Consider the following 23,940-nt stretch of genomic DNA (forward strand, 5'->3'; position numbering starts at 1 on the left):
CGCGCCCACCGAAGCTCACGCCCGAGAACCCCAAGGAGTCACCCGTGTCCGCACCCGCACCGAACGCCGCCCCCGCCGCGGCCGCCGACACCGAAAGCAGTCCGGAACGATCCGCCCGGCTGACCGGCCAGCGTGTCGGCGGCGTCTTCACCGTCCTCTACATCCTCGCCATCATCGGCGTCTGGATCGCCCTGCTCACCCCGGCCTCGGTCACGCTGTCCCTGCGCATCGCCGACCTCGACCCCGAGGGCAAGACGTCGTCGCTGGCCCTGGTGGCGGGCGTCGGAGCGATATTCGCGATGGTCGCCAACCCGGTCTTCGGGCACTTCAGCGACCGCTGTACGTCCCGGTGGGGACGACGGCGACCGTTCGTCGTCATCGGCACCCTCGTGGGCGGCGCGTCCCTGTTCGTCATCGGTACGGCGCCCAGCATCCCCGTCGTCCTCGTCGGCTGGTGCCTGACCCAGATCGCGATGAACGCCGCCATGGCCGCCCTCATCGCCATCCTCCCCGACCGGGTGCCGGAGGAACGCCGCGGCACCGTCTCCGGGCTGATGGGAATGACCAATCAGGTCGCCACCGTCAGCGGCACGTTCCTGATCGCCACCACCGGCACCCAGGGCCTGGGGATGTTCATCGTCCCCGCGGCCATCGGCCTGGTCCTCGTCGTGGTCTTCGCCCTCTATCTGAAGGAAGTCCCCCGGGGGAAGGCCGAGGTGCCGCCCCGGACGTGGCTCGACATCCCCCGCAGCCTGTGGATCAACCCTCTCCGCCACCGCGACTTCGCCTGGGCGTTCGTCAGCCGTTTCCTGGTGTGGACCGGCAAGGCCCTGCTGCTCACGTACAAGACGTACTTCCTGATGGACCACCTCGGGTACAGCTCCGACCGGGCCGCCTCGATCCTGAGCTGGGCCATGCTCGTCCTCGCCATCGGGGTCGTCCTCGGCAGCAACGTCAGCGGCTGGCTGTCCGACCGGCTCCAGCGCCGCAAGGTCTTCATCGCGGTGGCATCCGTGCTGTTCGGCATCGGCATGGGCGTCATCGCGGTTTCCTCCACGCTGACCGGCTTCATCGCGGGCATCGCCGTCGCGGGCCTCGGACAGGGCGTCTACGTGGGCGTCGACTACGCGCTGGTCGTCTCCGTCCTGCCCGACAGCGAGACCGAAGCCGCCAAGGGCATGGGCCTGTTCAATATCGCCAACGCCCTCCCGCAGAGCGTCGCGCCCGCCATCGCGCCCCTGTTCCTCGCCATCGGAGGCGGCTCGAACTACGCGGTCCTCTACATCAGCGCCGCCGGATTCGCCCTCCTGGGCGCCATCGCCGTCATGTTCATCAAGGGGGCCAGATGACGTGAGGAAAAGCGGTTGCACGCGCCGCCCTCCGCTCGGCAGGGTGCGGTGGTGACCGGATCAGAGAACGAACTCCCCGCCCCGGCCATCAGGGAGATCCCGGTGGCGGACCAGGACGCCGGACCCTACGGCATCACGGCCGGTCCCGACGGTGCCCTGTGGCTCACCTTCGTGCACAGTGGCCGCATCGCGCGGCTCACCCTCGACGGTCAACTCCAGGAATACGCCCTGGACTCGCCGACGTGCCGACCTACGGTCATCGCCCCCGGGCCCGATGGCGCCCTGTGGTTCACCCGGTACCAGGACCACCGGATCGGCCGCGTCACCGTCGACGGTGAAACGGAATCCTTCTCCGTGCCAACGTCCGACAGCGGCCCCTACGGCATCACCGCCGGTCCGGACGGTGCGGTGTGGTTCACGGAAATGAACACCGACCGGATCGGCCGCATCACCGGCAGCGGAGAGATCACCGAGTTCCCCCTGCCCGTCGAGGGCGGCTTTCCCTCGGCGATCACCGCGGGGCCCGATGGCGCCCTGTGGTTCACCCTCAACCAGGCGAACGCCATCGGCCGCATCACCACCGACGGCGACACCGCCGTATACCCACTGCCCACACCGAGCGCCGGACCCGTGGGCATCACCAGCGACGGGACCGCCGTGTGGTGCGTCGAGATCGCGGCGGGCCAGATCGGCAGGATCGCGATGGACGGCGCCATCGAGGAGTTTCCGCTCCCCGACCGCGCCGCCAAACCCCACGCCATCGTCGCGGTGTCCACCGGGGAGTGCTGGTTCACCGAGTGGGGAGCCAACCGCGTGGGGCGCGTCACCGCGAGCGGTGAGATCGCCGCGTACGACCTGCCGTCACCGTCATCCGAACCGCACGGCATCACCCTGGGCCCCGACGGCGCCCTCTGGACGGCCCTCGAGACGGGAAGCGTGGCGCGGGTGGCGCCGTAAGCCCTCGCAGGATCAGGAGGTAGCCAGTGCGCGGTGGATACGGTCCATGGCGGTGGCGGCGTCCACGGTGGCGGCTATCCGGACCGGTGGCCGCTGGTCGGGGATGCCGCCTCGGCTGATGGTGAACTTCCGCTCGTCGAGCAGCGTGGCACCCCGCGTGTGCCCCGCCAGCTCGACCATGACCTGGCGCTCCTCGTAGGTGGCCAAGGACTCGTCGACCATGATGGCGGCGGCGAGCGGATCGTGCAGGACGCAGCCGACGGTGCCGCGGGCGCTGCTGTAGAGGGCGACGTAGGCGTCGAGTACGGATGTGGCGAAGCGAGCCGCCGGGGTGTCCGCGTCCGCGATCCGCTTCAGCCAGAATTCGTCGGCCCATGCGTGTTCGGTCATGTCCAGCGGGACCATGGTCAGGTCGAACCCCGCGCGCAGCACCTCTTCCGCCGCCTCCGGATCATGAGCGGAGTTCGCCTCGGCCCAGGCGGTGACATTGCCCGGGACGTGGAAGGCGCCGCCCATGAGGACCACGCGGCGCAGGAGGCGGGGGAGGTTCGGCTCCATGCGAAGGGCGAGGGCGATGTTGGTCAGCGGGGCCAGTGCGAGCAACGTCAGTTCGCCCGGCCGCTGTCTGGCCAGGCGTACGAGCTGTTCCGCCGCCGGCTCCGGGCTGGTCCGGCGCGGTGACGTGGGGCCGGCGCCGCCGCCGAGGCCGTCCTCGCCGTGGACGAACTCGGATGTCTCCAAAGGCTGTTGAAGAGGAGTCGGATGTCCGGCGGCGACCGGTATGTGGTCCAGGCCGACGACGTCGAGCACACGTAACGCGTTGGCCGCCGCGGTGGCCGTGGGCACGTTGCCGTGCGCGGCCCCGATGGCGACGATCTCGACGTCCGGCTGGGCAGCCAGGTACAAGATCGCCCAGGCGTCATCCACCCCGGGATCCGTATCGAGGACAACGGACAGACGCGGGGGAGCGGCGGGTGGCATGCGGTCTCCTCTTGAGGCCCTATGTTTTTGTGGCCCAGTTGATGACTGGACTTCGCTCCCGCCACTGTTTCGTCATTCGTGCAGCATTGAAATGCTTTTCCCGGTCAGTGGCCGTCGCCCCGGCTTCTGGTTCAACGGCACGCCAGAAGCCCGTACAACAGCGGGATCCGCGGCTCCGGCAGCTGCCACCAGCCCGACGCGGTGCGTGTCATATGGGGCCAGCGAGGCCAGGGCAGTTCGGCCGACTCGCGCAGCCGCCGGATGCTCAGTCCCGCTCCGACCAGGGCGTTGATCACCTCGTCCAGCCCGTGCATCCACTCGTAGCTGTCGGTGGCGCCCTCGACGGCCGGGCCGTCCGTGTAGGTGTGCGTGGCGTCGCGGTGCACGGGGCCGCTGCCGCCCAAGTAGTCGTGCCGGAGCAGGAGTTCGGGGCCCTCTCCGGGGACGGGCTTCGGGCCGAGTGCGTTGAGGAGGGGATGGAACTCCGTGAGGTACAAGCGGCCGCCGGGGCGCAGCAGTTCGGCGACGGTGCCCGCCCAGCGGTCCAGGTCGGGGAGGTAGCACAGGGCGCCCTTGCCGGTGTAGACGACGTCGAACCGCCGCCCGCCGAGGGCCTCCACGGCGTCGTACACATCGGCCCGTACGTACGTCACATCGACGCCCGCCCGCGCCGCGATACCGGTCGCCGCCTCCACGGACGCCGCGGAGAAGTCGAGCCCGACGGTCCGCGCCCCACGCTGCGCGAAGGCCATGGTGTCCGTGCCGAGGTGGCACTGGAGGTGCAGTACATCGCGCCCGGCCAGCTCGCCGAGGTCGTCCCACTCCCACGGGGCGAACCAGCGCGAGGGGTCGGGCTCCTCGTCGACCCCGTAGAACCGGCTGGCGAGGTGGACGGGGGTCCGGGCGTCCCAGTTCGCCTGGTTGGCCTGCATCATCCGCTCGTACGCGTCGGTCATGGGGTCACTATGGCAGGCACCAATGGTGAGGAAAGCCGAAAAGGCGACTGCGGCTACGGCCGTGGCGCGCGGGAGGCCAGGTCCAGCAGCTCGTCCACCGTCCACTGGTCGTACGCGTGCTCGCCGTACTTCGCGGCCAGGACGGTCCCGTCGGGGGCGATGAGGAAGTCCGCGGGGAGGCCGAGGCGGCCGTGCGGCTGACGCCGGGACGGGAGCCCCTCGCGTCCGCGCACCAGCATCGCCGTGCTGCGCAGGATCGCGCGCAGCACGTGGAGCCACGCCCGGGGGTCCAGCAGCGCGCGGGGCGCCGACTCCACGCCGAACTCCGCGTACAGGTGCTTGTCGGGATCGGCGATCAGGGCGAACGGGAGCCCGTCCGCGTACTGCCGCAGCTCCCCGGCGGGGGAGTGGAAGACGGCGACCTCGCGCACGCCCGCCGCCTCGATCTCCGGATGCCGGACGGTCACCGAACGCAGATGCAGATTGCAGACGGGGCAGCCCGCGAAGCGGCGGAACTGGAGGTGGGTGAGGCGCCCGTCGGGTGCGGGGACGGTGAGCGCGGGCCCGCTGACGGGGCTCAGCTCGCGGGCGGTGACCCGGTCACCGGGGCGCAGGATTCCGTGTGCCCGGGCCGTACGGGACTCGGACATGTGGTTCCCCCTCCGTAGGTGTATGTCGTACACCTACGAGCGTAAGCGTATGCCGTACGCTGTCAACCCTCATGCCACGACCCCGCTCCCTCACTCCCGAACGGATCGCCGCCGCCGCGCTGACCGTTATCGATCGCGACGGACTTGCCGCGTTGTCGATGCGTACGGTCGCCAAGGAGCTGGGCCTGAGCACGATGGCTCTCTACCGGTACGTGCGCGACCGCGGGGAGCTGGAGCGGCTCGTCGTGGAGCTGGTGCTCGGCGCCGTCGACACCGGGCCGCCGCCCCCGGACGCGTCATGGCGTGCGCGCGTCGAGGTCATGGTGCGGCGGCTGCGCGACACCGTGGGTGCCCATCCGTCGGTCGTCCCGCTGACGCTCACCCACCGGCACCGCTCGCCCAGCGTGCTGCGCTGGTCTGAGACGGTGCTCGCCATCCTCACGGAGGCGGGCTTCGCGGGCGGGCAACGGGTCATCGCGCTGCGCGGCCTGCTCGCCTACGTCATCGGGGCGATCCAGCTGGAGCACCTCGGGTCCCTGTCCGGCGAGGGCACGGTCGCCGTCTCCGCCCTGCCGCCGGACGAGTTCCCGTACATGAGCGAAACCGCGCGGCACGCGCGGAACGTCGGCGCCGAGGAGGAGTTCATCGGCGGACTGACCGTGCTGCTGCGCGGTCTGCGTCCGTCGGCCGGGCCCGGGCCTACCCGAGGGTGAGGTAGCGGGTGAGCATCGCGACGATTTCGTTCTCGAGCCGGGTGGCGTCGATGGGGTCGGGTTCGGCGATGAGCTGGTGGATGACCAGCTCCACCGTGGAGACGAGGAGCCGGGCGGCGACGTACGTGTCCTCGACCCGGACCTCCGGGCGCGTCTCGATCAACTCCTGGGCGTAGTCGATCAGTTCCTGCTGGAATCGAACGACCTTCGCCAGCAGTTCGGGCGATCGCGGCGCCTGCTCGAACATCACGCGGAGCAGATGCGGATCGTGGTGATGGTTCTCGATCACCGCTCGCACATGGGCGCGGAGGATGCCCTCGAGGGAATCGGGCAGTTCTTCGTCCCAGTGGTGCCTGGTGGCGGCTATCCCGTCATCGAGGTGACGGCCCACCAGCTCGACCAGGATGGCGTCCTTGTTCGGATAGTACTGATACAGCGAGCCGATCGAGATCCGGGCCTGCTCGGCGATGCGGTTGGTGGTCCCGGCGGCGTAGCCGTACTCGGCGAAAACGTGAGCAGCGGCGGTGAGGATGCGCTGCCGGGTGAGCTCGGCCCGGACCTGGCGCGGCTGTTTACGTGGCTGAAGTCCACGCTGGCTCGACGTCATGACCACCTCCTGGACGGTGCCCCGAAAGCGAGTAGCGCGGCACCTGAACAATTGCTCACAATAGTGCCATGACCTGCGGCGAAGCGGTGAAGGACGGCCGTATGCAGGTAGGTGGAAACAGCTGAGCGACGCGCGTCCTGGGCGCCCGCCGCCTCCGCCTGATTCTCCGAAGGAGCCTTCGTGACGCATGCCCCTGCCCGCCCCCGGCGGATGTCACCGGCCGAGGTTCGCGCCCGGCTCGGCGAACCCGAAGCCATGATCGAGGCCAAGATCCGTGACCGTATCGACGACTACTTCCGCCTCTTCATCGCCCATGCGCCCTTCCTGACCCTCGCCACGGCGGACGCGTCGGGGCGCGCCGACTGCTCGCCCCGTGGCGACTACCCGGGGTTCGTGAAGGTCCTGGACGACCACACCCTCGCGATTCCCGACCGCCCCGGCAACAAAATCGCCGATTCGTTCCGCAATCTGGCCGAGAACGATGGCGTCGGACTGCTCTTCCTCATCCCCGGACTGCGGGAGATGCTGCGCGTCAACGGCCGCGGCTATCCCACCGACGACCCCGATGTCCTCGCCCGGATGCGGACCGAGGCCAGAACACCGGAGCTGGCCATCGTGGTCGAGGTCGCGGAGGCGTACTTCCACTGCGGCCGCGCGCTCGTCCGGTCCCGGCTGTGGGACCCCGCGAGCCAGGCCCTCGCCGAGGAGATTCCGTCGATCGGCGAGATCGCCGCGGCCCAGTTCGGCTTGGACATCGACCCGGGGCTCCTCGAACGCACCCTCCAGGACAGCTACCGGAAGCTCTACTGACCACGCCACAAGGTGAATACCGATGCAGCAGATGCAGCACACCACCCTCGACCACATCGAGCAGATCGCCGAGGGCGTAGTCTCCCTCGTCCTGCGCGGCACCACCGGCCCGCTGGCGCCCTGGGAGCCGGGCGCCCATATCGACGTGGCCCTGCCGAACTGGCTGACCCGGCAGTACTCGCTGTGCGGGGACCCGGCGGACCGCGACGCCTACCGGATCGCCGTACGGCACGATCCCCTCAGCCGGGGCGGTTCCGAGTACATCCACCGGTTCCTGCGCCGCGGCCGCACCCTCGACGTATCGCTGCCACGGAACCACTTCCCCCTCGTACCCGCCCCGGAATACCTCTTCCTCGCCGGTGGCATCGGCATCACCCCCATCCTGCCGATGCTGCGGGCGGCGGCCGCATCGGGCGTCCCGGTGTCACTGGTGTACGCAGGCCGGTCGCCCGCCACCATTCCCTTCGCCGACGAACTGCTTTCTCTCCACGGCGATGTGGTGCGGATCGTCGCCACGCGCCACCACGGCAGACCGGACCTCACCGCCCTGCGGTCCGCCCTGCGCCCCGATGCCCTGGTCTACTGCTGCGGCCCCGCGCCGATGCTCGCCGCGGCGGAAGCCACGTTCCCCGCCGAGCGGCTCCACGTGGAGCGGTTCCAGCCGGTGACCAGGACGTACGCCCCCAACACACCGTTCGAGGCGGTGTGCGCCCGGTCCGGGCGGACGGTCCAGGTGCCGCCGGACGAATCGCTGCTGGACGCCCTGACCCACGCCGGATACCCGGTGCCGTCCGGATGCCGCGAAGGCGTGTGCGGCAGCTGCGAGGTCACCCTTCTGGGCGGCGAGCCCGAACACCGCGACGACATCGGCGCCCCCGCGGGCCGCATGTACGCCTGCGTCTCCCGAGCCCAGTCCCCGCAACTCGTAGTGGACCTCTGAACCATGATCCCAAAGGTGCGCACCCCCGAATCGCGGCGGATGATCACGCTGGAGATGCGCAGGACGTGGATGGCGGAACTGCTCCTCATGCCGAAATCCCGCAGACCGTGGGTGCGCAACTACACCATCCGGGCCACCCGTCCGGAACTCGGCGAAGTGGACATCGAGTTCGCCCTCCACGGCGACACCCCGGCCTCCACCTGGGCCCGCCACGCCCGCCCCGGAGACCCGGCGGGCATCTTCGACATGGGCGTGTCCTACCTGCCACCGCCGCACGCCGAACGGCAACTCCTCGCCGGAGACGAGAGCGCCGTCCCCGCGATCCTGGCCATCCTCGAACACGCCCCCGCGTCACTGTCCGCTGACGTCATCCTGGAGGTCCCCACCACCGCGGACATCCGCCCCGACATCACCGCCCCCGAAGGCGCCCGCGTCCACTGGCTGGCCCGCGACGACGCGTCCCCTCTCCCCGGCACCCTCGCCCTGCAAGCCGCCAAGGACTTCCCCCGCCACCGCCGGGCCGGTCCTACACCTGGGTCGCCGGAGAAGCCACCCTGGCCACCGGCCTACGCCGCCACCTGGTACGCGACCACGGCGTCCCGAAGCCGGACATCGCCTTCCAGGGCTACTGGCGCCACGGCCGCTCCAGCCCGGGCTGATGCGGACGCCTGGTGGCGGCGCGGGTGTCGGTAGGACCACCCCCTATCCGGTGTTCAGGCCCACCGACGACGAGCACCGCAATCGGCAGGATTACTTCGTCAGCAGATGAACCGATGAGGAATTCGGGGGCCGCTCATGAACGAGACCATTGCCAGACGCATCACCGGCATAGCAGGCATCGCCACGGCGGCCGCCCTCATCGTCGAAGTGCCCCTGTACTTCATCTACTCGGGTCCGCCGCCGGACTCGAACGTCCTGGCCAGACTGCTGATCGGCATTGTCGCGCTCGCGTTCCTGCTCGTGTTCGTGACGGCCTTTCGTGAACTGGTCAAACGCGTGAGCCCCGCATATGAGTGGGTGGGCTCGATGGCCTTTGCCACGGGACTGGTCTACGTGACGGTCACCCTGGTCTCCAGTGGCCTGGAAGCCGGTGCGGTCATCGCCGTCGACCACCCGATCGACCCGACCATCGCCGTCAGCGGCACGTACATCCTCTACGGGTCGATCTCCCGCCTCATGCTGGCGTTCTTCCTGACCTCGGTGGGCTACGTCATCGCCCGGACGAATCTGCTGCCGCGCTGGACCGGTCGGTCGGCGTACGTCCTGGCCGGAGTCAACCTGGCCTTCGTGCCGTCTCTGTTCTTCGGCAACACCCCCGCGAACTTCTACGCGGCGAACGGCTGGGGCACCACCGCCCTGATGGGTGCGATCTTCAGCTACTGGCTGCTGGCCGTGGGCATCTCCACCTACCGCAGCGCCACGCGCCTGACCGCGACGGAGGAAAAGGGCGGGCGGGGAAGGCCGGGGGTTGGTACGGTCTCGGCATGAAGCGCGCTGGTATGACGACGACGCCGGAGAGAGTCCCGGCGCGCTGATCGATGTCTTGATCCGAAGCCCCGGGGCGAGTGCCCCGGGGCTTCTGCTTGTGGTGGCGCTCGTCTCGGCAGACGAGAGGGGAATGCCATGTACGACCACCGCAAGCTGGGCCGGGAGTTGGGGCTGTTCGGGACCGATCCGCTGATCGGGGCGGGGCTGCCGTATTGGTTGCCGGATGGCGCGGCTGTTCGGGAGGCGTTGGAGGAGTACATCCGGGCGGAGGAGCGGCGGGCGGGGTATCGGCATGTGTATTCGCCGGTGCTCGGGAAGCGGGAGCTGTACGAGGTGTCGGGGCACTGGGCGCACTACCGCGACGACATGTTTCCGCCGATGGATGTGGGCGGTGAGGAGGTCGTGCTGCGGCCGAGTCTGTGTCCGCACCATGCGGTGATCTATCGGTCTCGCGCGCGCAGCTATCGCGAACTTCCGCTGAGGATGGCGGAGTTGGGTGGGATGTACCGGGCCGAGTTGTCGGGGGTGCTCGGTGGGTTGACCCGGGTGCGGGCGATTCAGCTCAATGACGCGCATATCTTCTGTGCCCTTGAGCAGGTCGCGGGGGAGGTGGAGGGCGCGTTGGGGATGATTCGGCGGGCGTACGAGGCGATGGGGATCAGGGCGGTGCGGTATCGGCTTTCGTTGCCCGGGGACAGTGGGAAGTTCGTGGCGGGTTCGGAGGTGTGGGAGCGGTCGGTTGGGGTGTTGGGGGAGGTTCTTCGGCGGGTTGGGGTGCCGTACGAGGTGGGGAAGGGGGAGGCCGCGTTCTATGGGCCCAAGATCGATGTGCAGGTTGCCGATGGGGCGGGGCGGGAGTTCACCTTGTCCACTGTCCAGGTGGATTTCCATCAGCCGGAGCGGTTCGGTTTGCAGTACGTCGGGGCGGATGGTGCGAAGCATCGGCCGGTGATGGTTCATCGCAGCATCATCGGCAGTGTCGAGCGGGCGGTGGCCCAGCTCGTGGAGGTGCATGGGGGTGCGTTTCCGGGGTGGCTCGCGCCCGTGCAGGTGGTGGTTCTGCCGGTTTCGGAGGGCGAGGCGGGACACGCCGAGGCGTTTGTGGAGCGGTGTGTGGAGAGGGGACTGCGGGCGCGGGTCGACGGGCCCGAGCGCGGGTCGCTGGGGGCTCGGGTCCGGGGCGCCCGGCTCGTGCCGTATCAGGTGGTGATCGGCGCGAAGGAAGCGGCCGAGGGGCAGGTGGCGCTGCGGTTGCGGGGTGGGCGGCAGGTGGGGGTCATGGCTGCCGAGAAGGTGGTGGGGCGTATCGGTGGGGTGGTGGGGGCTCGGCGGGTCGAGCTGTGGTGAGCGCTCCTGATGGCGTACTTCCCGGCCGCTACTCCTCGACGCCCGGGAGCAGGTGCCGGGCGGGTGAGCCGGAGCGAAGGGGCAGGCGGTGGATGCCGTCCGGGGTAGCGATCAGGACGTCGGGGACGTCGGATTCCAGGAAGCGGACATAGCCGATGGTGCCGACGGACGTCGTCCTCGTGGCCAGCCAGGTGAGGAGTGTCCGTAGGGCGTCGAACTCGTCCGGGTGCACCTCCTGGCGTACGGTCAGCGCCCAGCCGCGTGGGCCGGGTAGCAGCTCGCCGACCAAGGCTCCGCCGATGCGGTGGGCCGGGCCCCTGGCGGAGAGGAGGGGGTACTCGGCCAGGGGGTCGGACGTCTCCGGTGCCTGGTCTCCGCCCTCGCTCAGGTGTCCGCGGATCAGGGCGAGGTCGGAGGCGGGCAGGGAGCCGGGGAGGTCCAGGGACAGTTGCAGTTCGTAGAGGTCGCTCACTCGGGAAGGGTATGTCCCGTGGGGGCGCCCGGCCGTCAGCCCTGTTGGACCGGGACGACGACCAGTTCGGCGATGTTCACATGCGGTGGGGCCGCCACCGCGTAGGCGATCGCTTCCGCTATGTCCTCGGGGGCCAGGGGGCGGAGGGTGGTGCGCATGCGGGTGAGGGTTTGGCGCATGTCCCTGTCGTGCATGTCCTCGCCCAGTTCGGTGAGCGTGACGCCCGGCTCCACGTTCTTCACGCGCACGTCCCGCGGGCCGAGTTCGGCGCGCAGATTGCGGGTCAGGTGGGCCACGGCGGCCTTGGTGGCGGCGTAGACGGACCAGTTGGGGTAGAGGACGTGTCCGGCTACGGAGCCCACGTGGACGAGGTCCGCCGGGCGGCCCTCGGCGGCGGTGGCGATGAGGTCGTCGGTGAAGGTGCGGGCGGTGTGCAGCAGGGCGCGCAGGTTGGTGTCGAGCATGCGGTCCCATTCGTCCGTGGCCGCGGTCTCGAAGGGGGCGCCGAGCATCACGCCGCCGTTGGCCACGACGAGGTCGACGCGGCCGAGGGTGGAACGGATCGTGTCGGCCGCCGTGGCGAGGGCGTCGGGGGCGGTCAGGTCCACGGCCAGGGGGAGGACCGTACCGGGGGCCGTGGGGCGCAGCTCGTCGGCCAGGGCCTTCAGACGGTCTTCGCGGCGGCCCAGGAGGGCGACGTGTGCCCCGTCGGCCGCCAGGCGGCGGGCGGTGGCGGCGCCGATTCCGCTGGTGGCGCCCGTGATCACCGCGGTTCGGTCGGACAGGGGGTGGTTTCGAGTAGTGGTCATGGGGCCAGCGTTGCCGGGGGCCGGGGGCGGCTCCAGGCCGCGATCCACCTCGGCGGCGTCATCCTAGGAGTATCGCGGCCACCTTCCGGCGCCCGGTGCGCCGCCGCCCAGGCGTAGCGTCGAGGACATGGACAGCAAGGACAGCGTGGACAGCGAGAACCTGCTCGGGCAGTTCCTGCGGGCCCGCCGTGCGCTGCTGCGACCCGAGGACCTGGGGCTTCCCGCCGGTGCGCGGCGCCGGGTGGCCGGGCTGCGGCGGGAAGAGGTGGCGATGCTCGCCGGGGTGAGCACCGACTACTACGTACGGCTGGAGCAGGGCCGGGAGCGGAATCCGTCGGCGCAGGTGGTCGACGCGCTGGCCCGGGTGCTGGGACTGGAGGAGGACGCGCTGGCCCATCTGCATCAGCTGGCGCGTCCCGTGCCCGCGGCGCGGCGCCGGAAGGGCGGGCGCGGTGAGCAGGTCAGCCCGGTGCTGTTGCGGATGATGGAGGGCTGGCACCGGACCCCGGCCGTGGTGCTGGGGCGCTGTCTGACCGTGCTCGCCCACAACGCCCTGGGCCGGGCCCTGTTCGCGGGCCACACCCACAGTGGGGATCTGCTGCGGCTGGTGTTCCTCGACCCGGACGCCAGGGAGTTCTACGCGGACTGGGACCGGGTGGCCGTCAACACCGTCGCCGGGCTGCGGGCGGCCGTCGGCACCGACTACGACGACCCCCAGCTGATCGAGGTGGTCGGCGAACTGTCCTTGCGCAGCGAGGAGTTCCGGCGGCTGTGGGCCCGCCATGACATCCAACAGAAGGCGCGCGAGAGCAAGCGTTTCCGGCATCCCGTGGTCGGCGAGCTGACGCTGGACTACGAGTCGCTGACGGTGAACAGCGCCCCTGGCCAGCAGCTGGTCGTCTACCAGGCCGACCCGGGCAGCCCCTCCGAACACGCGCTGTCGCTCCTGGGGAGTCTCACCGCCGGGGACGACAGCCCACAGGCATCACCGCACGAAGAGAAGGACTTTTCCGCATGAGCACCAACGACTCCGTATGGTTCATCACCGGCTGCTCCACCGGCCTCGGCCGTGCCCTCGCCACCGCCGTCCTCGAAGGCGGCGGGCGTGCCGTGGTCACGGCGCGCGATCCGGGGACGGTGGCCGATCTCGCCGCCCGGCACGGGGACCGTGCCCTGGCCCTCGCGCTCGACGTCACCGACAGCGGCCGGGTCGCGGCGGCCGTCAAGGAGGCGGAGGCCGCCTTCGGGCGTATCGATGTGCTGGTCAACAACGCCGGATACGGCTATCTCGCCGCCGTCGAGGAGGGCGAGGAGGACGAGGTCCGCGCCCTGTTCGACACCAACTTCTTCGGACTGGCCGAGGTCACCCGGGCCGTCCTGCCCGGTATGCGCGCCCGCCGCTCCGGCCACATCGTGAACGTCTCCTCGATCGGCGGGCTGGTCGCCTTCGGCGCCACCGGCTACTACCACGCCACCAAGTTCGCCGTGGAGGGCCTCTCCGAGTCCCTGGCGGCCGAGGTCGGCCCGCTGGGCATCAAGGTGACGATCGTCGAGCCCGGTGGCTTCCGTACCAACTGGTCCGGGCCGTCGATGCGCCAGTCGGCGACCGTTCTCGACGACTACGCGGAGACCGCGGGCGCCCGGCGCGCGAGCACCCTGGCCACGTACGGCCATCAGCCCGGCGATCCGGACCGCGCCGCCGAAGCGATCATCGGCGCGGTCCGGGCGGATGAGCCGCCGCTGCGGCTGCTGCTGGGCAGGTCGGCGTACGACATCGCCACCGCCAGGCTGGACACCCTGCGGGCCGGTTTCGAAGGCTGGCGGGACGTCACTCTCGGCGCCGACTTCGCGTAAAGCGCGCTATGACTTGGGGGCGCTTCGGCGGGCCGTCACCGCTTCGACGAACTCCGCCGGCGGAAGGTAGGAGTGCGCGGTGACGTAGTGGTGGACCAGATTCGGGGCGACCAGCCACCTGCCGTTCTGGTCCACGACCCGCACTTCGGCATTGCCGAGGACGACTTCCTGGGTGCCGACCACGATGCTCACCGGATATCCGGGGTCCTGCTGGTGCGGAAGCGGGCAGGGGAACAGGCCGCGCATGGCGTTACGGGAATCGTCCCGGCACAGCAGCGCCAGCGACTGGACGAATTCCGCCGGGGCCTCGCCGCGCGGGAATTCGGAATCCTTCTCCAGCCAGCCGATGTTGACCGCCTCGACCCCGTACGGGACCGTTCCGGGACTGTATGCGTACGGGGAACCGTCCTCGTACCGTGTCACAGCAGTTCCTCTCTCAATCCGTGAGGGGGCTCAATCCATGAGGGATCGGCAAGCGGCCCAGTGTATGTCGATTTGTCCGCGATGGCGGGCGCGACGTCAGGGGCCGACCGTTCCGTCGATGCCCTCGCGGAGGAAGTCGGCGTGGCCGTTGTGGCGGCCGTACTCCAGCAGTACGTGGGTCATGACCAGGCGCAGCGTCATGTCCTTGCCCCAGCGCTCGCTGTGCACGACGACGTCCAGCGATTCCGCTTCGCGTTCGATCCGGCGGGCGTGTTCCACCTCGCGCTGCCAGGCGTCGAACGCCTCGGTTCTGGTGGCCTTCGTCGCGTCGTACGCCACCTGGTAGTCGCGCTCGTCGGACCAGACGAGGGGGACGTCTTCGCGGTTCACGACGATACGGAACCAGGTGCGTTCGACTTCGGCCATGTGGCGGACGAGGCCGAGGAGCGACAGGGTCGAGGGTGGCATCGACTGTTGCCGTAGTTCCTCGTCGGAGAGGGCGTCGCACTTCAGGGCGAGTGTGGCGCGGTGGTAGTCGAGGAAGCCGCGGAGGGTTTCGCGTTCCCCCGCGATGAGGGGTGGGCCTACGCGGTCGGTGGCCATGGCGGTGTCCTCCGGGGGGTGGGGTGGTGGTGTTTGGGACAACGATCAGTGTTCGGGGGGCCTTGGGACATCGGGTTTCGTGGGCTGGGGTGGGGGCTTTCCCCCCACCCCGCCCCTTCCCGAAACCGGGGCTGCGCCCCGGGCCCGCTTCGGGGGCTCCGCCCCCGCACCCCCGCTCCTCAAACGCCGGAGGGGCTGGATGGGCCGTGCCCGGAGGGGATGGTGCGGCTCAAGCGTTGCGGGCTGGATGGTGCGGCTCAAACGCCGGGGACTGGCTGACGGTGCGGTGCCCGGAGGGGCTGGACGGTGCGGCGCCCGCGCGGGACTGGATGGTGCGGGGCTCGGTGCCCGGGCGTCCCCTGGCTGCGCCGCACCTGCGTGCGCGGCCGGAGGGGCTGGACACACCTTGTTGTGGGCAATCGTTCCGCGGAGGGGGCACATCCCAGCGGTAGCTGGGGGAGGAACGGGTGGGCACAACCCGGCCACCGGCTCGCACGCGGCAACGAAACCCCGGGACCCGCCACCCCACCACCGCTGACCTGCGCAAGCGCCACCGGCAGGAATATCAGAGCCAGGCCCGGGGTTACGGACGCATGGGTACGAGCACTGTGGAACTCACCAAGGACAACTTCGACGAGATCGTCTCCGGCAGCGACTTCGTCCTGATCGACTTCTGGGCCTCCTGGTGCGGCCCCTGCCGGATGTTCGCACCGGTTTACGAGAAGGCCGCGGAGCGGCACTCCGATCTGATCTTCGCGAAGGTCGACACCGAGGCGCAGCCCGAGCTGGCTGCGGCGTTCGACATCCAGTCGATCCCCACGCTGATGATCGTGCGCGACAACATCGCTGTCTTCGCCCAGCCCGGCGCGCTGCCCGAGCAGGGGTTGGAGGAGGTCATCGGGCAGGCCCGGGATCTGGACATGGACGCGGTGCGGGCCTCCGTCGCCACGCCCGCGAGTGATGGCTGAGCTGGTACTGATCCGGCACGGTGAGACTGAGTGGAGCCGGACCGGGAAGCACACCAGCTGGACCGACCTGCCGCTGACGGCGCGCGGGGAGGAGCAGGCGCGGGCGCTGCGTCCGCTGCTGGCGGGGCGCAAGATCGGGCTGACGTTGGTGAGCCCGCTCGGGCGGGCCGTGCAGACGGCCCGCCTCGCCGGGCTCACGGACGTACGCACCGAGCCTGAGCTGCACGAATGGGAGTACGGGGGGTACGAGGGGGTCACCACCGCCGAGATCCACGAGACCCGCCCGGGCTGGGATCTGTGGACCGACGGGGTCGCCCCGGGGGACGCCGACCACCCCGGGGAGTCGCCCGGGCAGGTCGGGGCGCGGGTCGACCGGGTGCTGGCCAGGATCGAGCCGGAGCTGCGCCACCAGGACGCCGGTGACGTCGTACTCGTGGCGCACGGGCATGTGCTGCGGGTGCTGACCGCCCGCCGCCTCGGGCTGCCGCCGTCCGCGGGGGCGCTGTTCCGGCTGGAGACCGCGACCGTCAGTCGACTGGGAACCGAGCATGGGCGTCCGGCCCTCGTGGCGTGGAACGTAGGCTCGGAGGCGTAGGTTCGGTAAGCAGGTCCCGTACGTTCCGATACGTCATCGAAGAGGAAGCAGGGAACAGCGAGCATGGCTACGACGCGTACCGCGCACACCGTCTGGCAGGGCAATCTGGCCGAGGGCAAGGGGACGGTCACCTTCGACTCGTCGGGGATCGGCGAGCAGCCCGTTTCCTGGCCGTCGCGGGCCGAGCGGGCGAACGGGAAGACCAGCCCCGAGGAGCTGATCGCCGCCGCTCACTCCAGCTGCTTCTCCATGGCGCTGTCGCACGGCCTGACCCAGGCCGGTAACCCGCCCACCCAGCTCACCACGCAGGCCGAGGTCACCTTCCAGCCGGGCACCGGCATCACCGGGATCCACCTCACGGTGGAGGGCTCGGTCGAGGGGTTGGACGAGGCCGGGTTCACGGCGGCCGCCGAGGACGCGAAGAAGAACTGCCCGGTGAGCCAGGCGCTCACCGGTACGGAGATCACGTTGACGGCGAAGCTGGCCTGACGTCCTCCGCCCGCTGGAGCAGTCCCCAGGTGAACTCCGCCACGTAGTGGCGGAGTTCACCGCTTTTTGTGTCGGCGGGGGCGTCGAAGGCCAGCCGGGAGCGGGTCGGCGCCGAGCCCTCCATGGGCCGCGCGGGCGGGAAGGCGCGCGCCACGTCGTCCACCGTGCAGGACCAGGGGGTGAGGTCGGCGGCCGTGTGCAGGGCGGGCGCGGGGGCGCCGGGGGCGCGTACCAGCCACTCGTTCCACACCGCGCCGCCCGGCGCGGTCAGCACCTCGAACCGCAGGTCCGGCCACAGCGGGACCGGCCAGCTCAGCGCGTCACACGTCAGATCGCCGATCCGGCGCCGCGCGGTGGTCTCGGGCGGGCCCAGAACCGAGCGGTAGCGGGCGACGGCGGGGCGCCGCCGCGGCGAGCGCTGCATCGCCTGCCAGCGGCGGTTGGCCTCGCGCATCACGGCACGCCCGTGGCCCAGTTCGCGCAGCGCGTCCTCGACCATGCCGGGCTGGTAGTCGGCCATGCGGCGCAGCAGGACGAGGACGAAGGGGAAGGGGGCGGGGAACGCGTCGGGTGCGGAGTCCATGTCCATGGGTCCATCGTGGCGTACGAGCGGCGTCAAGCAGCGTCACGAGCGTCAAGGTGTGAGCCGCTTCGTCAGCCGTTCGTGTTCCTCGTCCGGGACCCGTTCCCCGGACGACGGCAGCAGTTGCGGTACGCCGTCCACGATCGGGTAGCGGCGGCGCAGCCGCGGGTTGTACAGGGCGTCCTCGGGCAGCAGCAGGGTCAGCGGGCCCTTGTCGAGCGGGCAGGCCAGGATCTTCAGGATCGGGTCGTCGGGGGTCATCGGTCACTTCCTTCGCGTACCGGATCGGGGTGGGCGGCGTCGTGACGGGGGAGGGTCAGCAGGACGCACACCGCCAGCGCCGTCCCGCCGAGCCGCAGCGCGAGCCGCCACGGCTCGTGCGGCAGTGGCTCGCCGAACGAAACCGTTCCGCACACCACCGTGAACACGCAGGTCACCGTCGTGCACACCGGCACGATGAGCGACGCGCGGCAGCGCTGGAGCGCGGTCTGCGACAGCACCAGGCCCGCCGCGCCGGTGAACAGCAGCAGATACGGATACGGGCCGCGCAGCAGCGTGAGCGCGAGGGCGCCGAGGTGGTCCGTCGTCAGCAGCCCGGACACGCCCTTGATGGCGAGCGAGCTGACCCCGTACAGCAGCCCGACCGCCACCCCGTACTCCACGCCCGTGACCGACGCCTCCGGGCGGCGGGCGCGACGCTCCGTCGCGCCGTACAGCAACACCCCCGCCACCAGGGCCGGGAGGCAGATGGCGAGCAGTGTTCCGGTGGCGGCGGTGCGGCTGACGTCGCCATGGCCCCGTAGCGATGCCACCACCATCACCAGGGCGCACAGGATCAGCCCGATCCCGGCCCGTTCGCGGCCACTGGTCCGCTCGCCCAGCACCCGGGAGGACAGCAGCAGGAGCAGCACCAGACCGGACACGAACAGGCCCTGCGCGGCCGCGATCGGCAACGTGCGGTACACCACCAGCTGGGCCGCGAACCCCGCCGCGAGCGCCGCCGAACCGGCCAGCCACAGCGGGCTCCCCAGCAGCAGCCGCAGCAACCGGGCGGGGCGCGTCGTGCTCAGCGGCGGCAGAGCGGAATGTGCGGGCTTCTCCAGTACGAAACCGGTGCTGTACGCCACGTTCTCGAGCAGCGCCGCTACAAGCCTACGCCGCAGCCCCATGCGGCCTTCCCTTCCGCGCGCGTGCACCAGCAGGATTGTCCGCCAGCGACGGCACCCGGCACACGGCCCGGTCCAGTGGCCGCGCCACCCCGTGGCACACCGTGGAACGGCGCCCCCCGCGAGCCGTACCACCTCGAAGCCGGAGGCGGTGAGGAAGCCGCGCAGCGCCCGCGCCGTGTACAGCCGCAGGTGGCCGACGACCTCGCGGCCGGGGCGGCCGTGGATGCCCCGCAGGCTGACCTCCGAGAACACCGGCTGCACCCCGGCCAGCAGCAGCCCGCGGTTGTACCAGGCCGCCAGGTTGGGCGTGGATCAGCAGCAGATGGCCGCCGGGGGCGCAGGACGCGGCGTATCTCGTCGAGCGCCCGCGTCCGGGGCGACCAGGTGCTCGACCACCTCGCTGAACACGCACGCGTCGGCGCTCCCGTCGGCGAACGGCAGCCCGCCGTCGGTGAGTTCGCCCCGTACGACGGGCAAGTGGCGCGCGGCGCGGCGCAGCGCGTCCTGCGACCAGTCGACGCCGATGAGGCGGTGGCCGCGGAGGAGGGGGAGCGCGGTGGCGGCCGCGGTGCCGTCGCCGCAGCCGATGTCGAGGATGGTGGCGGCTGTGTTTTTGTCGGCTGCTTCGGTGCGGAGCGCGTGTGCCAGCATCCGCGCCTGGCGGCGGCTGCGGTCCGGGCCGGACGCCACGGGGACGGCCGGGTTCTCGTAGAAGTCGCGGAGCGCCGGGCTCATGCCGTGTTTCCTGGGTGTGCCTGGGTGGTGGCGGCCAGCGCGCGCCGGAAGAGGCCCGCGAGCCCCGCCCCCGCCGCGTCGTCCAGCAGCGCCCGCGACCAGCGCAGCGTCACATGCAGCCGCTCGCCGGTCGAGGCCGTCGTCACCGTCAGCCCGCGGGGCATACGGGCCGGGGCCGAGAACCACACGGCGGTGGCCCGGCCCGCCTCGCCGAAGTCGAGCACGTACGGAATACGGCCGATGTTGCTCAGCAGCGTGGTCGAGGTCCACGGCCTGGACGCGCGGCGCAGCCCGCGGGCACCCGGTCGCGGACCGAGCCGAGGAAGGTGGCGATCGGCATGCCGTAGCCGCGGAGTTCGGCGTCCAGCAGGGCCGTCTCCAGGGCGGCCTTGGCGAGTTCGTGTCCCTTGACGGCGGCCATGGCGGGGGCGAGGGCCGCCGTCGTCGGCTCGGGGAGGCTTACGTCCGCACGCTCCTCGGGCCCGAACCCGGTCTCGGCACCGGCGACGAATTCGGAGGCCATCCCGGACGCGCCGCGCGGCCGGTCGTCCACGGGCATGGTGATCCGTACGGGGGCGGGCGCGCGGCCGTGCAGCTCGTTCCAGCGGGCGGCCATCAGGCAGGTGGCGACGAGGAGTTGGTCGTTGACGGTGGGGCCGCCGGGTGCGGGTGCTCGGGGCGGTACCGGTAGCTCGGAGAGCAGCATGGCGTTCCCGGTGCGGGGCGTGTGGGTGTCCTTCGCGATCCGTACGGGCCGGGCGAGCCCCCGTGCGCCGGACCGGTCGGGCACGGGCGGGGGCGTGGGCGGCGGGGCTGAGGTGTTCGGGGTGTTCGGGGTGTTCGGGGTGTCACCGCCGCCGTACAGGGCGGCGGCGGTGGCGAGCACCCGCAGACAGGACGGCCCGTCGAGCGCGGTGTGGTTGACGGTGAGGACCAGCACACAGCCGGTACGGTCCGGCTCGGTCACCACCTCGAGCCGCACCGGAGGCGACGCCGTGAGCGGCGGGCACACCGCGAGCGCCCGTTCCCGCGCCCGGGCGAGGGCGTCGGCCGCACACGGCGGAAAGCTCACCGGCTCGACGTCCGGCCCGTCGGTCACCTCCCACTCGTACCGCCGCCGCCACCACCGCCCGGGCGCCTCCCGCACCAGAATCCGCGGATGCCGCCGCAGCGCCTCGCGGAACGCCTCCCGCCACCGCCCGGGCTCGGGCCGCCCCGGGAGGTGCACTTCGATGTGCACGGTCTCGGGCTCGTCGTCCTGGAGACAGTGCCGGGAGATCTCGTCGACGGTGGGGAACGGGATCCGCTGCCCCCGCTGCGGGGCGCGCGAGGCGGAGCCGCCGCCGATCCCCCCGTAGAGCGCGGTCATCGTCCCCTGCCTTCCCCGGGCTCGACGGGCGCCGCGCCGTCGGGCGTGCCGGGCCTGGAGGGCGTCGCGCCGTCGGGTGAACGTGGCGCGTGGGTGCCGTCTGCCGGGGGTGCCGGTGTCCCGCTGCCCGTTGCGGCGTTGTGTTGTGGCCGTGCCATCCCGTCGCCGCCACCCGTGGACGGTGCGTGTCCGAGGGGCGGGGCGATGAGGGTTGGCGCGTCGGGGGCCGGGGGCGCCGCCGTGGCGGCGACGTGGCTGGTCGCGCGGGCCGGGATCGTCACCACCGCCGCCGTCAGGGCTATGAGGGCCAGGGCCTGGGCCGTTCCGCTGAACGCGCCCTCGTTCGCCGCCGCCGGTTCGCCCGCGCCGGTGGCGGCCACTACCGTCGCGGCGGCCATCGCCGTCAGGGCCGTCGGGGTGAGCCAGGCGGGGCGGTACCAGGCGAGGAGGGCCAGGGCGGGGACGGCCAGGGCCGGCCAGCCCGCAACGGCGATCATGACTGCCGTCAGGGCTACCGTGCCGAGTACCCAGCCAGGTGCCGGAACCGGCGAAGGCGCGGCCTCGGGCTCCAGTTCGCGGCGGCGGGCGAACGCCAGCCCCGCCAGCACCAGCACCGCCGCGGCGCCGCCGATGAGGCCCGCGTCGTACGTCGTCGCGGGTTCGTACGTGAGCGTGACCGTGCCGCCCTGGCCCGCCGGGACGAGGAACGCCTGCTGCCAGCCGTCGATGCGGAGCGGGGTGAGGTCGCGGCCGTTCAGCGTGGCCTTCCAGCCGTCGTTGTGGTTCTCGTACGTCTGGAGGTAGACGGCCTGGCCCGCGGCGACCTTGATCGTTCTGCGGTCGCCCGACCAGTCCTTGGCCTGGACGGTACGGGTCTCCGACACAGCGGCGGCGGCGGGCTTGCCGCGGGTCAGGGTCACATCGGTGAGGGCCAGCGGGCCCGCGTCGCCCGCCTCGACCGTGTGGCGGCTCGCGTCCAGCCGCAGCTTGCTGCCCTTGGCGTCGTCACCGCACAGCTCGACCTTCACCGGACGGCGTTCCGTCAGGTCCCGTACCCGCCCCGACGCCTTCGTGGCGTGCAGCGTGCCGTCCACCGCCAGCGCCGGGCCCTGGCCGCACGGCAGCGAGAAACGGGCCGTTTCCAAGGGCTGGTTGGTCCGCAGGATGGTGGCCAGCTCGGGGAGGTAGACCTCGTTCAGGCCCACCGGGAGCTGCAACGCCTGCCCGGCGACGGGGTTGTGGAGGGTCAGCGGCGCGGTCTTGCTGATGGTGATGTCGAGCCGGTCGGTGGTGATGGCCGGGAAGCGGACCCAGCCGTTGGCGTCGACTCCGGCGGTGGCGGCGCCGTCGGGGGAGTTGATGAGCACTTCCTCGGGGCGGGTGGAGAGCCCGCCCGCCGCCGCGAGGACGAGTTCGCTGACGCGTTTCTTCCCCGGCCAGCGCAGATGCAGGACGGGGGAGTCACCGGCGATCCACGCCGTGGTGATGTCGCCGTCGAGGAGGTTGCGGGCGCTGAGCCCGGTGCCGGTGCGGCTGGTGGAGTCGGCGGTGATCTCGACTCGGGGCCCCTGGGGGCCAACGCGGGCCAGCAGGGCGTCGTGCGCGCCGCCGGGGACGGCGAGGGCCTGGCCCTCGATGGCGTACGTACCGCCGCTCCCGGTGCGGAATTGGCGGTGCAGCCCGACCTCCGCCGACGCGGGGGAGAGGCCGCCCGGGTCGGCGGACCGGTGCAGCGAGACGACCTCGGCCGGGGCCTTGCTGCGCTCGGCGTCGGCCGGGAGCGACAGCAGCCGGGTGACCTGCACACCCGGCACGGACACCTCCGAGAACCCGGCTCCCGACAGGCCCGCCTTGGGCGCCTGGGACCCGGTGATCGTGATCTTCAGCCACTTCGCCGGACCGGACGGGACCTTGACGGACTGCGGGCTGCCGTGCGGCTGGAGCGGGCTGTCCGCCGACCCGTTGTCGGTCTCGACGCGTACGGAGGTGGGCGCGGCGCGCATGCCGTCGCCGGGCAGCGGGGTCAGCTGGATGGAGTCCGGCAGGCGCAGGGTCTGCGCGAACTCGATGCGCAGCCACTGCCCCACCGGTTTGCCCGCGCTGCCCTCGGCCCACGCCGTGTCGGGGTTGCCGTCGAAGGCGCCGACGGGGTCGTACTGCGGCAGCTGGAACAGCCAGTTGCCGCTGCTGGAGGCGGTCACCGAGAGCGCGCCGCGCAGCGCGGCGGTCGTCTGGTGTGCGGTGCCGCTCTTCGGCAGGATCTGGCGCGGCTCGTCGCCCGGGTCCGTCAGGCTGCCGGACGGGTTCCGTTCGTCGGCGGTGTACGTGTACGAGGAGAGGAGTTGACGAGCCCGAAGCGGGTGTCGGCGCGCCGCATGCCGTCGCCGACCGCCTGCAACGCGGGGGTGCCGGTGCCGGGGTGGCGGTCGCCGGTGAGGACGGTGGGCCGGTCGGCCAGCGAGGGGTCGGCGGAGAGCTGGAGCAGGGATTCCGGGCCGCCGCTGACGGCGGCCGTGGCGGACACCGGCTTCGCCGCCACCGCACCCGGCCGCGCCACGCCCTCCGGCCGGTAGATCTCGACGGCCTGGCGGCGCGGGAACAGCCCCTGCACCTGCACCGGGGTGCCCGCCGCGATGCGGCCACCCGTCATGAGCGGCCCGAACCCGGCGGCCTTGCGGTAGCCGGACGCCTCCAGGGTGCGGGCGACGGTCTGCGGCGGGACGTAGCCGATCTGGTCCGGGTCGAGGTCGTTGCGTACGACGACCTCGTGCAGCCCGGCCCGGGCGAGGAAGTCCCGTAGCCCCGGCACCTCGCCGCCGCTCAGCAGCGCCTGCTCGACGGCGTCCATCGCGCGCCGCGATCCGGCGGTGCCGAAGGGCACGAAGTCGCGCTGCGCCCAGCGGGATTCGGCGAGCACGTCGAGCGGCTGGTCGATGGGGCTGCCCCAGGCGTAGAGGCCGTGCGCGGTGGCGGGGACGACGAGGGCGCGGCTCTGCGCGGCGTGGTCGTCGAGCCAGTCGGCGGTCTTCTCCCAGTAGGCGGGCAGCGCGCTGAAGCGGCCCGGCTGGAGCAC

Annotated in this window: 26 protein-coding genes and 2 pseudogenes; 13 read left to right on the forward strand and 15 right to left on the reverse strand. The window is 71.5% G+C overall.

The genetic code is table 11. The features are described from left to right. The first annotated feature begins 44 nt into the window (after positions 1-44). Entirely contained in the window at positions 45-1,349 is a 1,305-nt protein-coding gene (locus tag SSOG_RS30785) for an MFS transporter (RefSeq protein ID WP_009718170.1), read from the forward strand. 48 nt (positions 1,350-1,397) lie between these two features. Next, positions 1,398-2,306 (forward strand): Vgb family protein, encoded by a 909-nt coding sequence (locus tag SSOG_RS30790; protein ID WP_009718171.1) that lies wholly within the window; start codon positions 1,398-1,400, stop codon positions 2,304-2,306. 12 nt (positions 2,307-2,318) lie between these two features. Here the strand turns inward: SSOG_RS30790 and SSOG_RS30795 are convergent, their stop codons facing one another. The 3 genes from SSOG_RS30795 to SSOG_RS30805 form a co-directional block, all read right to left on the reverse strand. Further along, the gene (locus SSOG_RS30795) at positions 2,319-3,287 is read right to left on the reverse strand and encodes a nucleoside hydrolase (RefSeq protein ID WP_009718172.1); all 969 of its coding nucleotides are present in this window, start codon (positions 3,285-3,287) and stop codon (positions 2,319-2,321) included. A 131-nt stretch (positions 3,288-3,418) separates the two neighbouring features. Next, on the reverse strand, positions 3,419-4,243 hold the full coding sequence (locus SSOG_RS30800; RefSeq protein WP_009718173.1) for a class I SAM-dependent methyltransferase: 825 nt from the start codon (positions 4,241-4,243) through the stop codon (positions 3,419-3,421). Between the two features lie 53 nt (positions 4,244-4,296). Continuing rightward, complete coding sequence (locus tag SSOG_RS30805; protein ID WP_050800021.1) at positions 4,297-4,893, reverse strand: peroxiredoxin-like family protein; 597 nt, start codon at positions 4,891-4,893, stop codon at positions 4,297-4,299. Positions 4,894-4,964: 71 nt separating this feature from the next. Between SSOG_RS30805 and SSOG_RS30810 the strand changes: the two genes are divergently transcribed. Then, a complete protein-coding gene (locus SSOG_RS30810) occupies positions 4,965-5,606 on the forward strand; it encodes a TetR/AcrR family transcriptional regulator (RefSeq protein ID WP_009718175.1) in 642 nt (213 codons plus the stop codon). Here SSOG_RS30810 and SSOG_RS30815 read toward each other — a convergent pair. Beyond that, complete coding sequence (locus SSOG_RS30815) at positions 5,593-6,213, reverse strand: TetR/AcrR family transcriptional regulator (RefSeq protein WP_039939102.1); 621 nt, start codon at positions 6,211-6,213, stop codon at positions 5,593-5,595. The two genes, SSOG_RS30810 and SSOG_RS30815, sit on opposite strands and share 14 nt — an antisense overlap. 180 nt (positions 6,214-6,393) lie before the next feature. On the opposite strand from SSOG_RS30815, the gene SSOG_RS30820 reads away from it, so the two are divergent. The 5 genes from SSOG_RS30820 (at position 6,394) to thrS (ending at position 10,798) form a co-directional block, all read left to right on the forward strand. Continuing rightward, positions 6,394-7,023 (forward strand): MSMEG_1061 family FMN-dependent PPOX-type flavoprotein, encoded by a 630-nt coding sequence (locus SSOG_RS30820; protein WP_039939104.1) that lies wholly within the window; start codon positions 6,394-6,396, stop codon positions 7,021-7,023. A gap of 31 nt (positions 7,024-7,054) precedes the next feature. Then, positions 7,055-7,963 carry a PDR/VanB family oxidoreductase gene (locus tag SSOG_RS30825; protein WP_039941994.1) on the forward strand — a complete coding sequence of 303 codons (909 nt, stop codon included), beginning with the start codon at positions 7,055-7,057 and terminating at the stop codon, positions 7,961-7,963. Positions 7,964-7,978: 15 nt separating this feature from the next. Continuing rightward, a complete protein-coding gene (locus SSOG_RS30830; protein WP_342634357.1) occupies positions 7,979-8,656 on the forward strand; it encodes a siderophore-interacting protein in 678 nt (225 codons plus the stop codon). Between the two features lie 102 nt (positions 8,657-8,758). Then, complete coding sequence (locus tag SSOG_RS30835) at positions 8,759-9,451, forward strand: hypothetical protein (protein ID WP_009718180.1); 693 nt, start codon at positions 8,759-8,761, stop codon at positions 9,449-9,451. Between the two features lie 135 nt (positions 9,452-9,586). After that, the gene (gene thrS, locus SSOG_RS30840) at positions 9,587-10,798 is read left to right on the forward strand and encodes a threonine--tRNA ligase (protein WP_009718181.1); all 1,212 of its coding nucleotides are present in this window, start codon (positions 9,587-9,589) and stop codon (positions 10,796-10,798) included. A gap of 28 nt (positions 10,799-10,826) precedes the next feature. Here the strand turns inward: thrS and SSOG_RS30845 are convergent, their stop codons facing one another. Both SSOG_RS30845 and SSOG_RS30850 read right to left on the reverse strand, forming a co-directional pair. Further along, on the reverse strand, positions 10,827-11,270 hold the full coding sequence (locus SSOG_RS30845; protein ID WP_009718182.1) for a hypothetical protein: 444 nt from the start codon (positions 11,268-11,270) through the stop codon (positions 10,827-10,829). Positions 11,271-11,305: 35 nt separating this feature from the next. After that, on the reverse strand, positions 11,306-12,079 hold the full coding sequence (locus SSOG_RS30850) for an SDR family oxidoreductase (RefSeq protein WP_039939105.1): 774 nt from the start codon (positions 12,077-12,079) through the stop codon (positions 11,306-11,308). A 127-nt stretch (positions 12,080-12,206) separates the two neighbouring features. Between SSOG_RS30850 and SSOG_RS30855 the strand changes: the two genes are divergently transcribed. Beyond that, a complete protein-coding gene (locus SSOG_RS30855) occupies positions 12,207-13,097 on the forward strand; it encodes a helix-turn-helix domain-containing protein (RefSeq protein ID WP_009718184.1) in 891 nt (296 codons plus the stop codon). Then, positions 13,094-13,933: an oxidoreductase gene (locus tag SSOG_RS30860; protein ID WP_009718185.1), complete on the forward strand. Its 840-nt coding sequence runs from the start codon at positions 13,094-13,096 to the stop codon at positions 13,931-13,933. The genes SSOG_RS30855 and SSOG_RS30860 overlap by 4 nt, the downstream gene beginning before the upstream one ends. 6 nt (positions 13,934-13,939) lie before the next feature. Here SSOG_RS30860 and SSOG_RS30865 read toward each other — a convergent pair whose 3' ends face one another. Beyond that, on the reverse strand, positions 13,940-14,356 hold the full coding sequence (locus SSOG_RS30865) for a DUF7919 family protein (RefSeq protein WP_009718186.1): 417 nt from the start codon (positions 14,354-14,356) through the stop codon (positions 13,940-13,942). A 96-nt stretch (positions 14,357-14,452) separates the two neighbouring features. Next, the gene (locus SSOG_RS30870; protein WP_009718187.1) at positions 14,453-14,959 is read right to left on the reverse strand and encodes a DinB family protein; all 507 of its coding nucleotides are present in this window, start codon (positions 14,957-14,959) and stop codon (positions 14,453-14,455) included. A 593-nt stretch (positions 14,960-15,552) separates the two neighbouring features. On the opposite strand from SSOG_RS30870, the gene trxA reads away from it, so the two are divergent. The 3 genes from trxA to SSOG_RS30885 all read left to right on the forward strand — a co-directional run bounded on the left by trxA (position 15,553) and on the right by SSOG_RS30885 (position 17,011). Then, positions 15,553-15,927, forward strand: a complete 375-nt coding sequence (gene trxA / locus SSOG_RS30875; RefSeq protein ID WP_009718188.1) for a thioredoxin — start codon at positions 15,553-15,555, stop codon at positions 15,925-15,927. Beyond that, complete coding sequence (locus SSOG_RS30880; RefSeq protein ID WP_039939106.1) at positions 15,920-16,522, forward strand: histidine phosphatase family protein; 603 nt, start codon at positions 15,920-15,922, stop codon at positions 16,520-16,522. The genes trxA and SSOG_RS30880 overlap by 8 nt, the downstream gene beginning before the upstream one ends. 63 nt (positions 16,523-16,585) lie before the next feature. Further along, a complete protein-coding gene (locus SSOG_RS30885) occupies positions 16,586-17,011 on the forward strand; it encodes an OsmC family protein (protein ID WP_009718190.1) in 426 nt (141 codons plus the stop codon). Here the strand turns inward: SSOG_RS30885 and SSOG_RS30890 are convergent. The 7 genes and pseudogenes from SSOG_RS30890 to SSOG_RS30915 form a co-directional block, all read right to left on the reverse strand. After that, a complete protein-coding gene (locus SSOG_RS30890) occupies positions 16,986-17,600 on the reverse strand; it encodes a hypothetical protein (RefSeq protein ID WP_009718191.1) in 615 nt (204 codons plus the stop codon). The two genes, SSOG_RS30885 and SSOG_RS30890, sit on opposite strands and share 26 nt — an antisense overlap. A 45-nt stretch (positions 17,601-17,645) precedes the next feature. Continuing rightward, on the reverse strand, positions 17,646-17,855 hold the full coding sequence (locus SSOG_RS30895; RefSeq protein ID WP_009718192.1) for a Trm112 family protein: 210 nt from the start codon (positions 17,853-17,855) through the stop codon (positions 17,646-17,648). Next, a complete protein-coding gene (locus SSOG_RS30900) occupies positions 17,852-18,763 on the reverse strand; it encodes a hypothetical protein (protein WP_039941999.1) in 912 nt (303 codons plus the stop codon). The genes SSOG_RS30895 and SSOG_RS30900 overlap by 4 nt, the downstream gene beginning before the upstream one ends. Before the next feature lie 15 nt (positions 18,764-18,778). Then, positions 18,779-19,498: pseudogene (locus SSOG_RS30905) on the reverse strand (class I SAM-dependent methyltransferase); the annotation flags it as partial. Further along, positions 19,495-19,722, reverse strand: a complete 228-nt coding sequence (locus SSOG_RS58555) for a hypothetical protein (RefSeq protein ID WP_425385438.1) — start codon at positions 19,720-19,722, stop codon at positions 19,495-19,497. The pseudogene SSOG_RS30905 and the gene SSOG_RS58555, both read right to left, overlap by 4 nt. Positions 19,723-19,745: 23 nt before the next feature. Then, a complete protein-coding gene (locus tag SSOG_RS55030) occupies positions 19,746-20,867 on the reverse strand; it encodes a hypothetical protein (protein ID WP_009718195.1) in 1,122 nt (373 codons plus the stop codon). Next, a pseudogene (locus SSOG_RS30915) lies at positions 20,864-23,940 on the reverse strand (alpha-(1->3)-arabinofuranosyltransferase domain-containing protein); the annotation flags it as partial. The pseudogene SSOG_RS30915 and the gene SSOG_RS55030, both read right to left, overlap by 4 nt.

Source organism: Streptomyces himastatinicus ATCC 53653, assembly GCF_000158915.1.
Taxonomy (GTDB): Bacteria; Actinomycetota; Actinomycetes; order Streptomycetales; family Streptomycetaceae; genus Streptomyces; species Streptomyces himastatinicus.

Excerpts from the sequence above, each read along its gene's own strand:
- SSOG_RS30795 (WP_009718172.1), bottom strand. The coding sequence starts at position 3,287 with ATGCCACCCGCCGCTCCCCCGCGTCTGTCCGTTGTCCTCGATACGGAT.
- SSOG_RS30800 (WP_009718173.1), bottom strand. The coding sequence starts at position 4,243 with ATGACCGACGCGTACGAGCGGATGATGCAGGCCAACCAGGCGAACTGG.
- SSOG_RS30805 (WP_050800021.1), bottom strand. The coding sequence starts at position 4,893 with ATGTCCGAGTCCCGTACGGCCCGGGCACACGGAATCCTGCGCCCCGGT.
- SSOG_RS30810 (WP_009718175.1), top strand. The coding sequence starts at position 4,965 with ATGCCACGACCCCGCTCCCTCACTCCCGAACGGATCGCCGCCGCCGCG.
- SSOG_RS30815 (WP_039939102.1), bottom strand. The coding sequence starts at position 6,213 with ATGACGTCGAGCCAGCGTGGACTTCAGCCACGTAAACAGCCGCGCCAG.
- SSOG_RS30825 (WP_039941994.1), top strand. The coding sequence starts at position 7,055 with ATGCAGCACACCACCCTCGACCACATCGAGCAGATCGCCGAGGGCGTA.
- SSOG_RS30835 (WP_009718180.1), top strand. The coding sequence starts at position 8,759 with ATGAACGAGACCATTGCCAGACGCATCACCGGCATAGCAGGCATCGCC.
- thrS (WP_009718181.1), top strand. The coding sequence starts at position 9,587 with ATGTACGACCACCGCAAGCTGGGCCGGGAGTTGGGGCTGTTCGGGACC.
- SSOG_RS30850 (WP_039939105.1), bottom strand. The coding sequence starts at position 12,079 with ATGACCACTACTCGAAACCACCCCCTGTCCGACCGAACCGCGGTGATC.
- SSOG_RS30855 (WP_009718184.1), top strand. The coding sequence starts at position 12,207 with ATGGACAGCAAGGACAGCGTGGACAGCGAGAACCTGCTCGGGCAGTTC.
- SSOG_RS30860 (WP_009718185.1), top strand. The coding sequence starts at position 13,094 with ATGAGCACCAACGACTCCGTATGGTTCATCACCGGCTGCTCCACCGGC.
- SSOG_RS30870 (WP_009718187.1), bottom strand. The coding sequence starts at position 14,959 with ATGGCCACCGACCGCGTAGGCCCACCCCTCATCGCGGGGGAACGCGAA.
- trxA (WP_009718188.1), top strand. The coding sequence starts at position 15,553 with ATGGGTACGAGCACTGTGGAACTCACCAAGGACAACTTCGACGAGATC.
- SSOG_RS30880 (WP_039939106.1), top strand. The coding sequence starts at position 15,920 with ATGGCTGAGCTGGTACTGATCCGGCACGGTGAGACTGAGTGGAGCCGG.
- SSOG_RS30885 (WP_009718190.1), top strand. The coding sequence starts at position 16,586 with ATGGCTACGACGCGTACCGCGCACACCGTCTGGCAGGGCAATCTGGCC.
- SSOG_RS30890 (WP_009718191.1), bottom strand. The coding sequence starts at position 17,600 with ATGGACATGGACTCCGCACCCGACGCGTTCCCCGCCCCCTTCCCCTTC.
- SSOG_RS30895 (WP_009718192.1), bottom strand. The coding sequence starts at position 17,855 with ATGACCCCCGACGACCCGATCCTGAAGATCCTGGCCTGCCCGCTCGAC.
- SSOG_RS30900 (WP_039941999.1), bottom strand. The coding sequence starts at position 18,763 with ATGGGGCTGCGGCGTAGGCTTGTAGCGGCGCTGCTCGAGAACGTGGCG.
- SSOG_RS55030 (WP_009718195.1), bottom strand. The coding sequence starts at position 20,867 with ATGACCGCGCTCTACGGGGGGATCGGCGGCGGCTCCGCCTCGCGCGCC.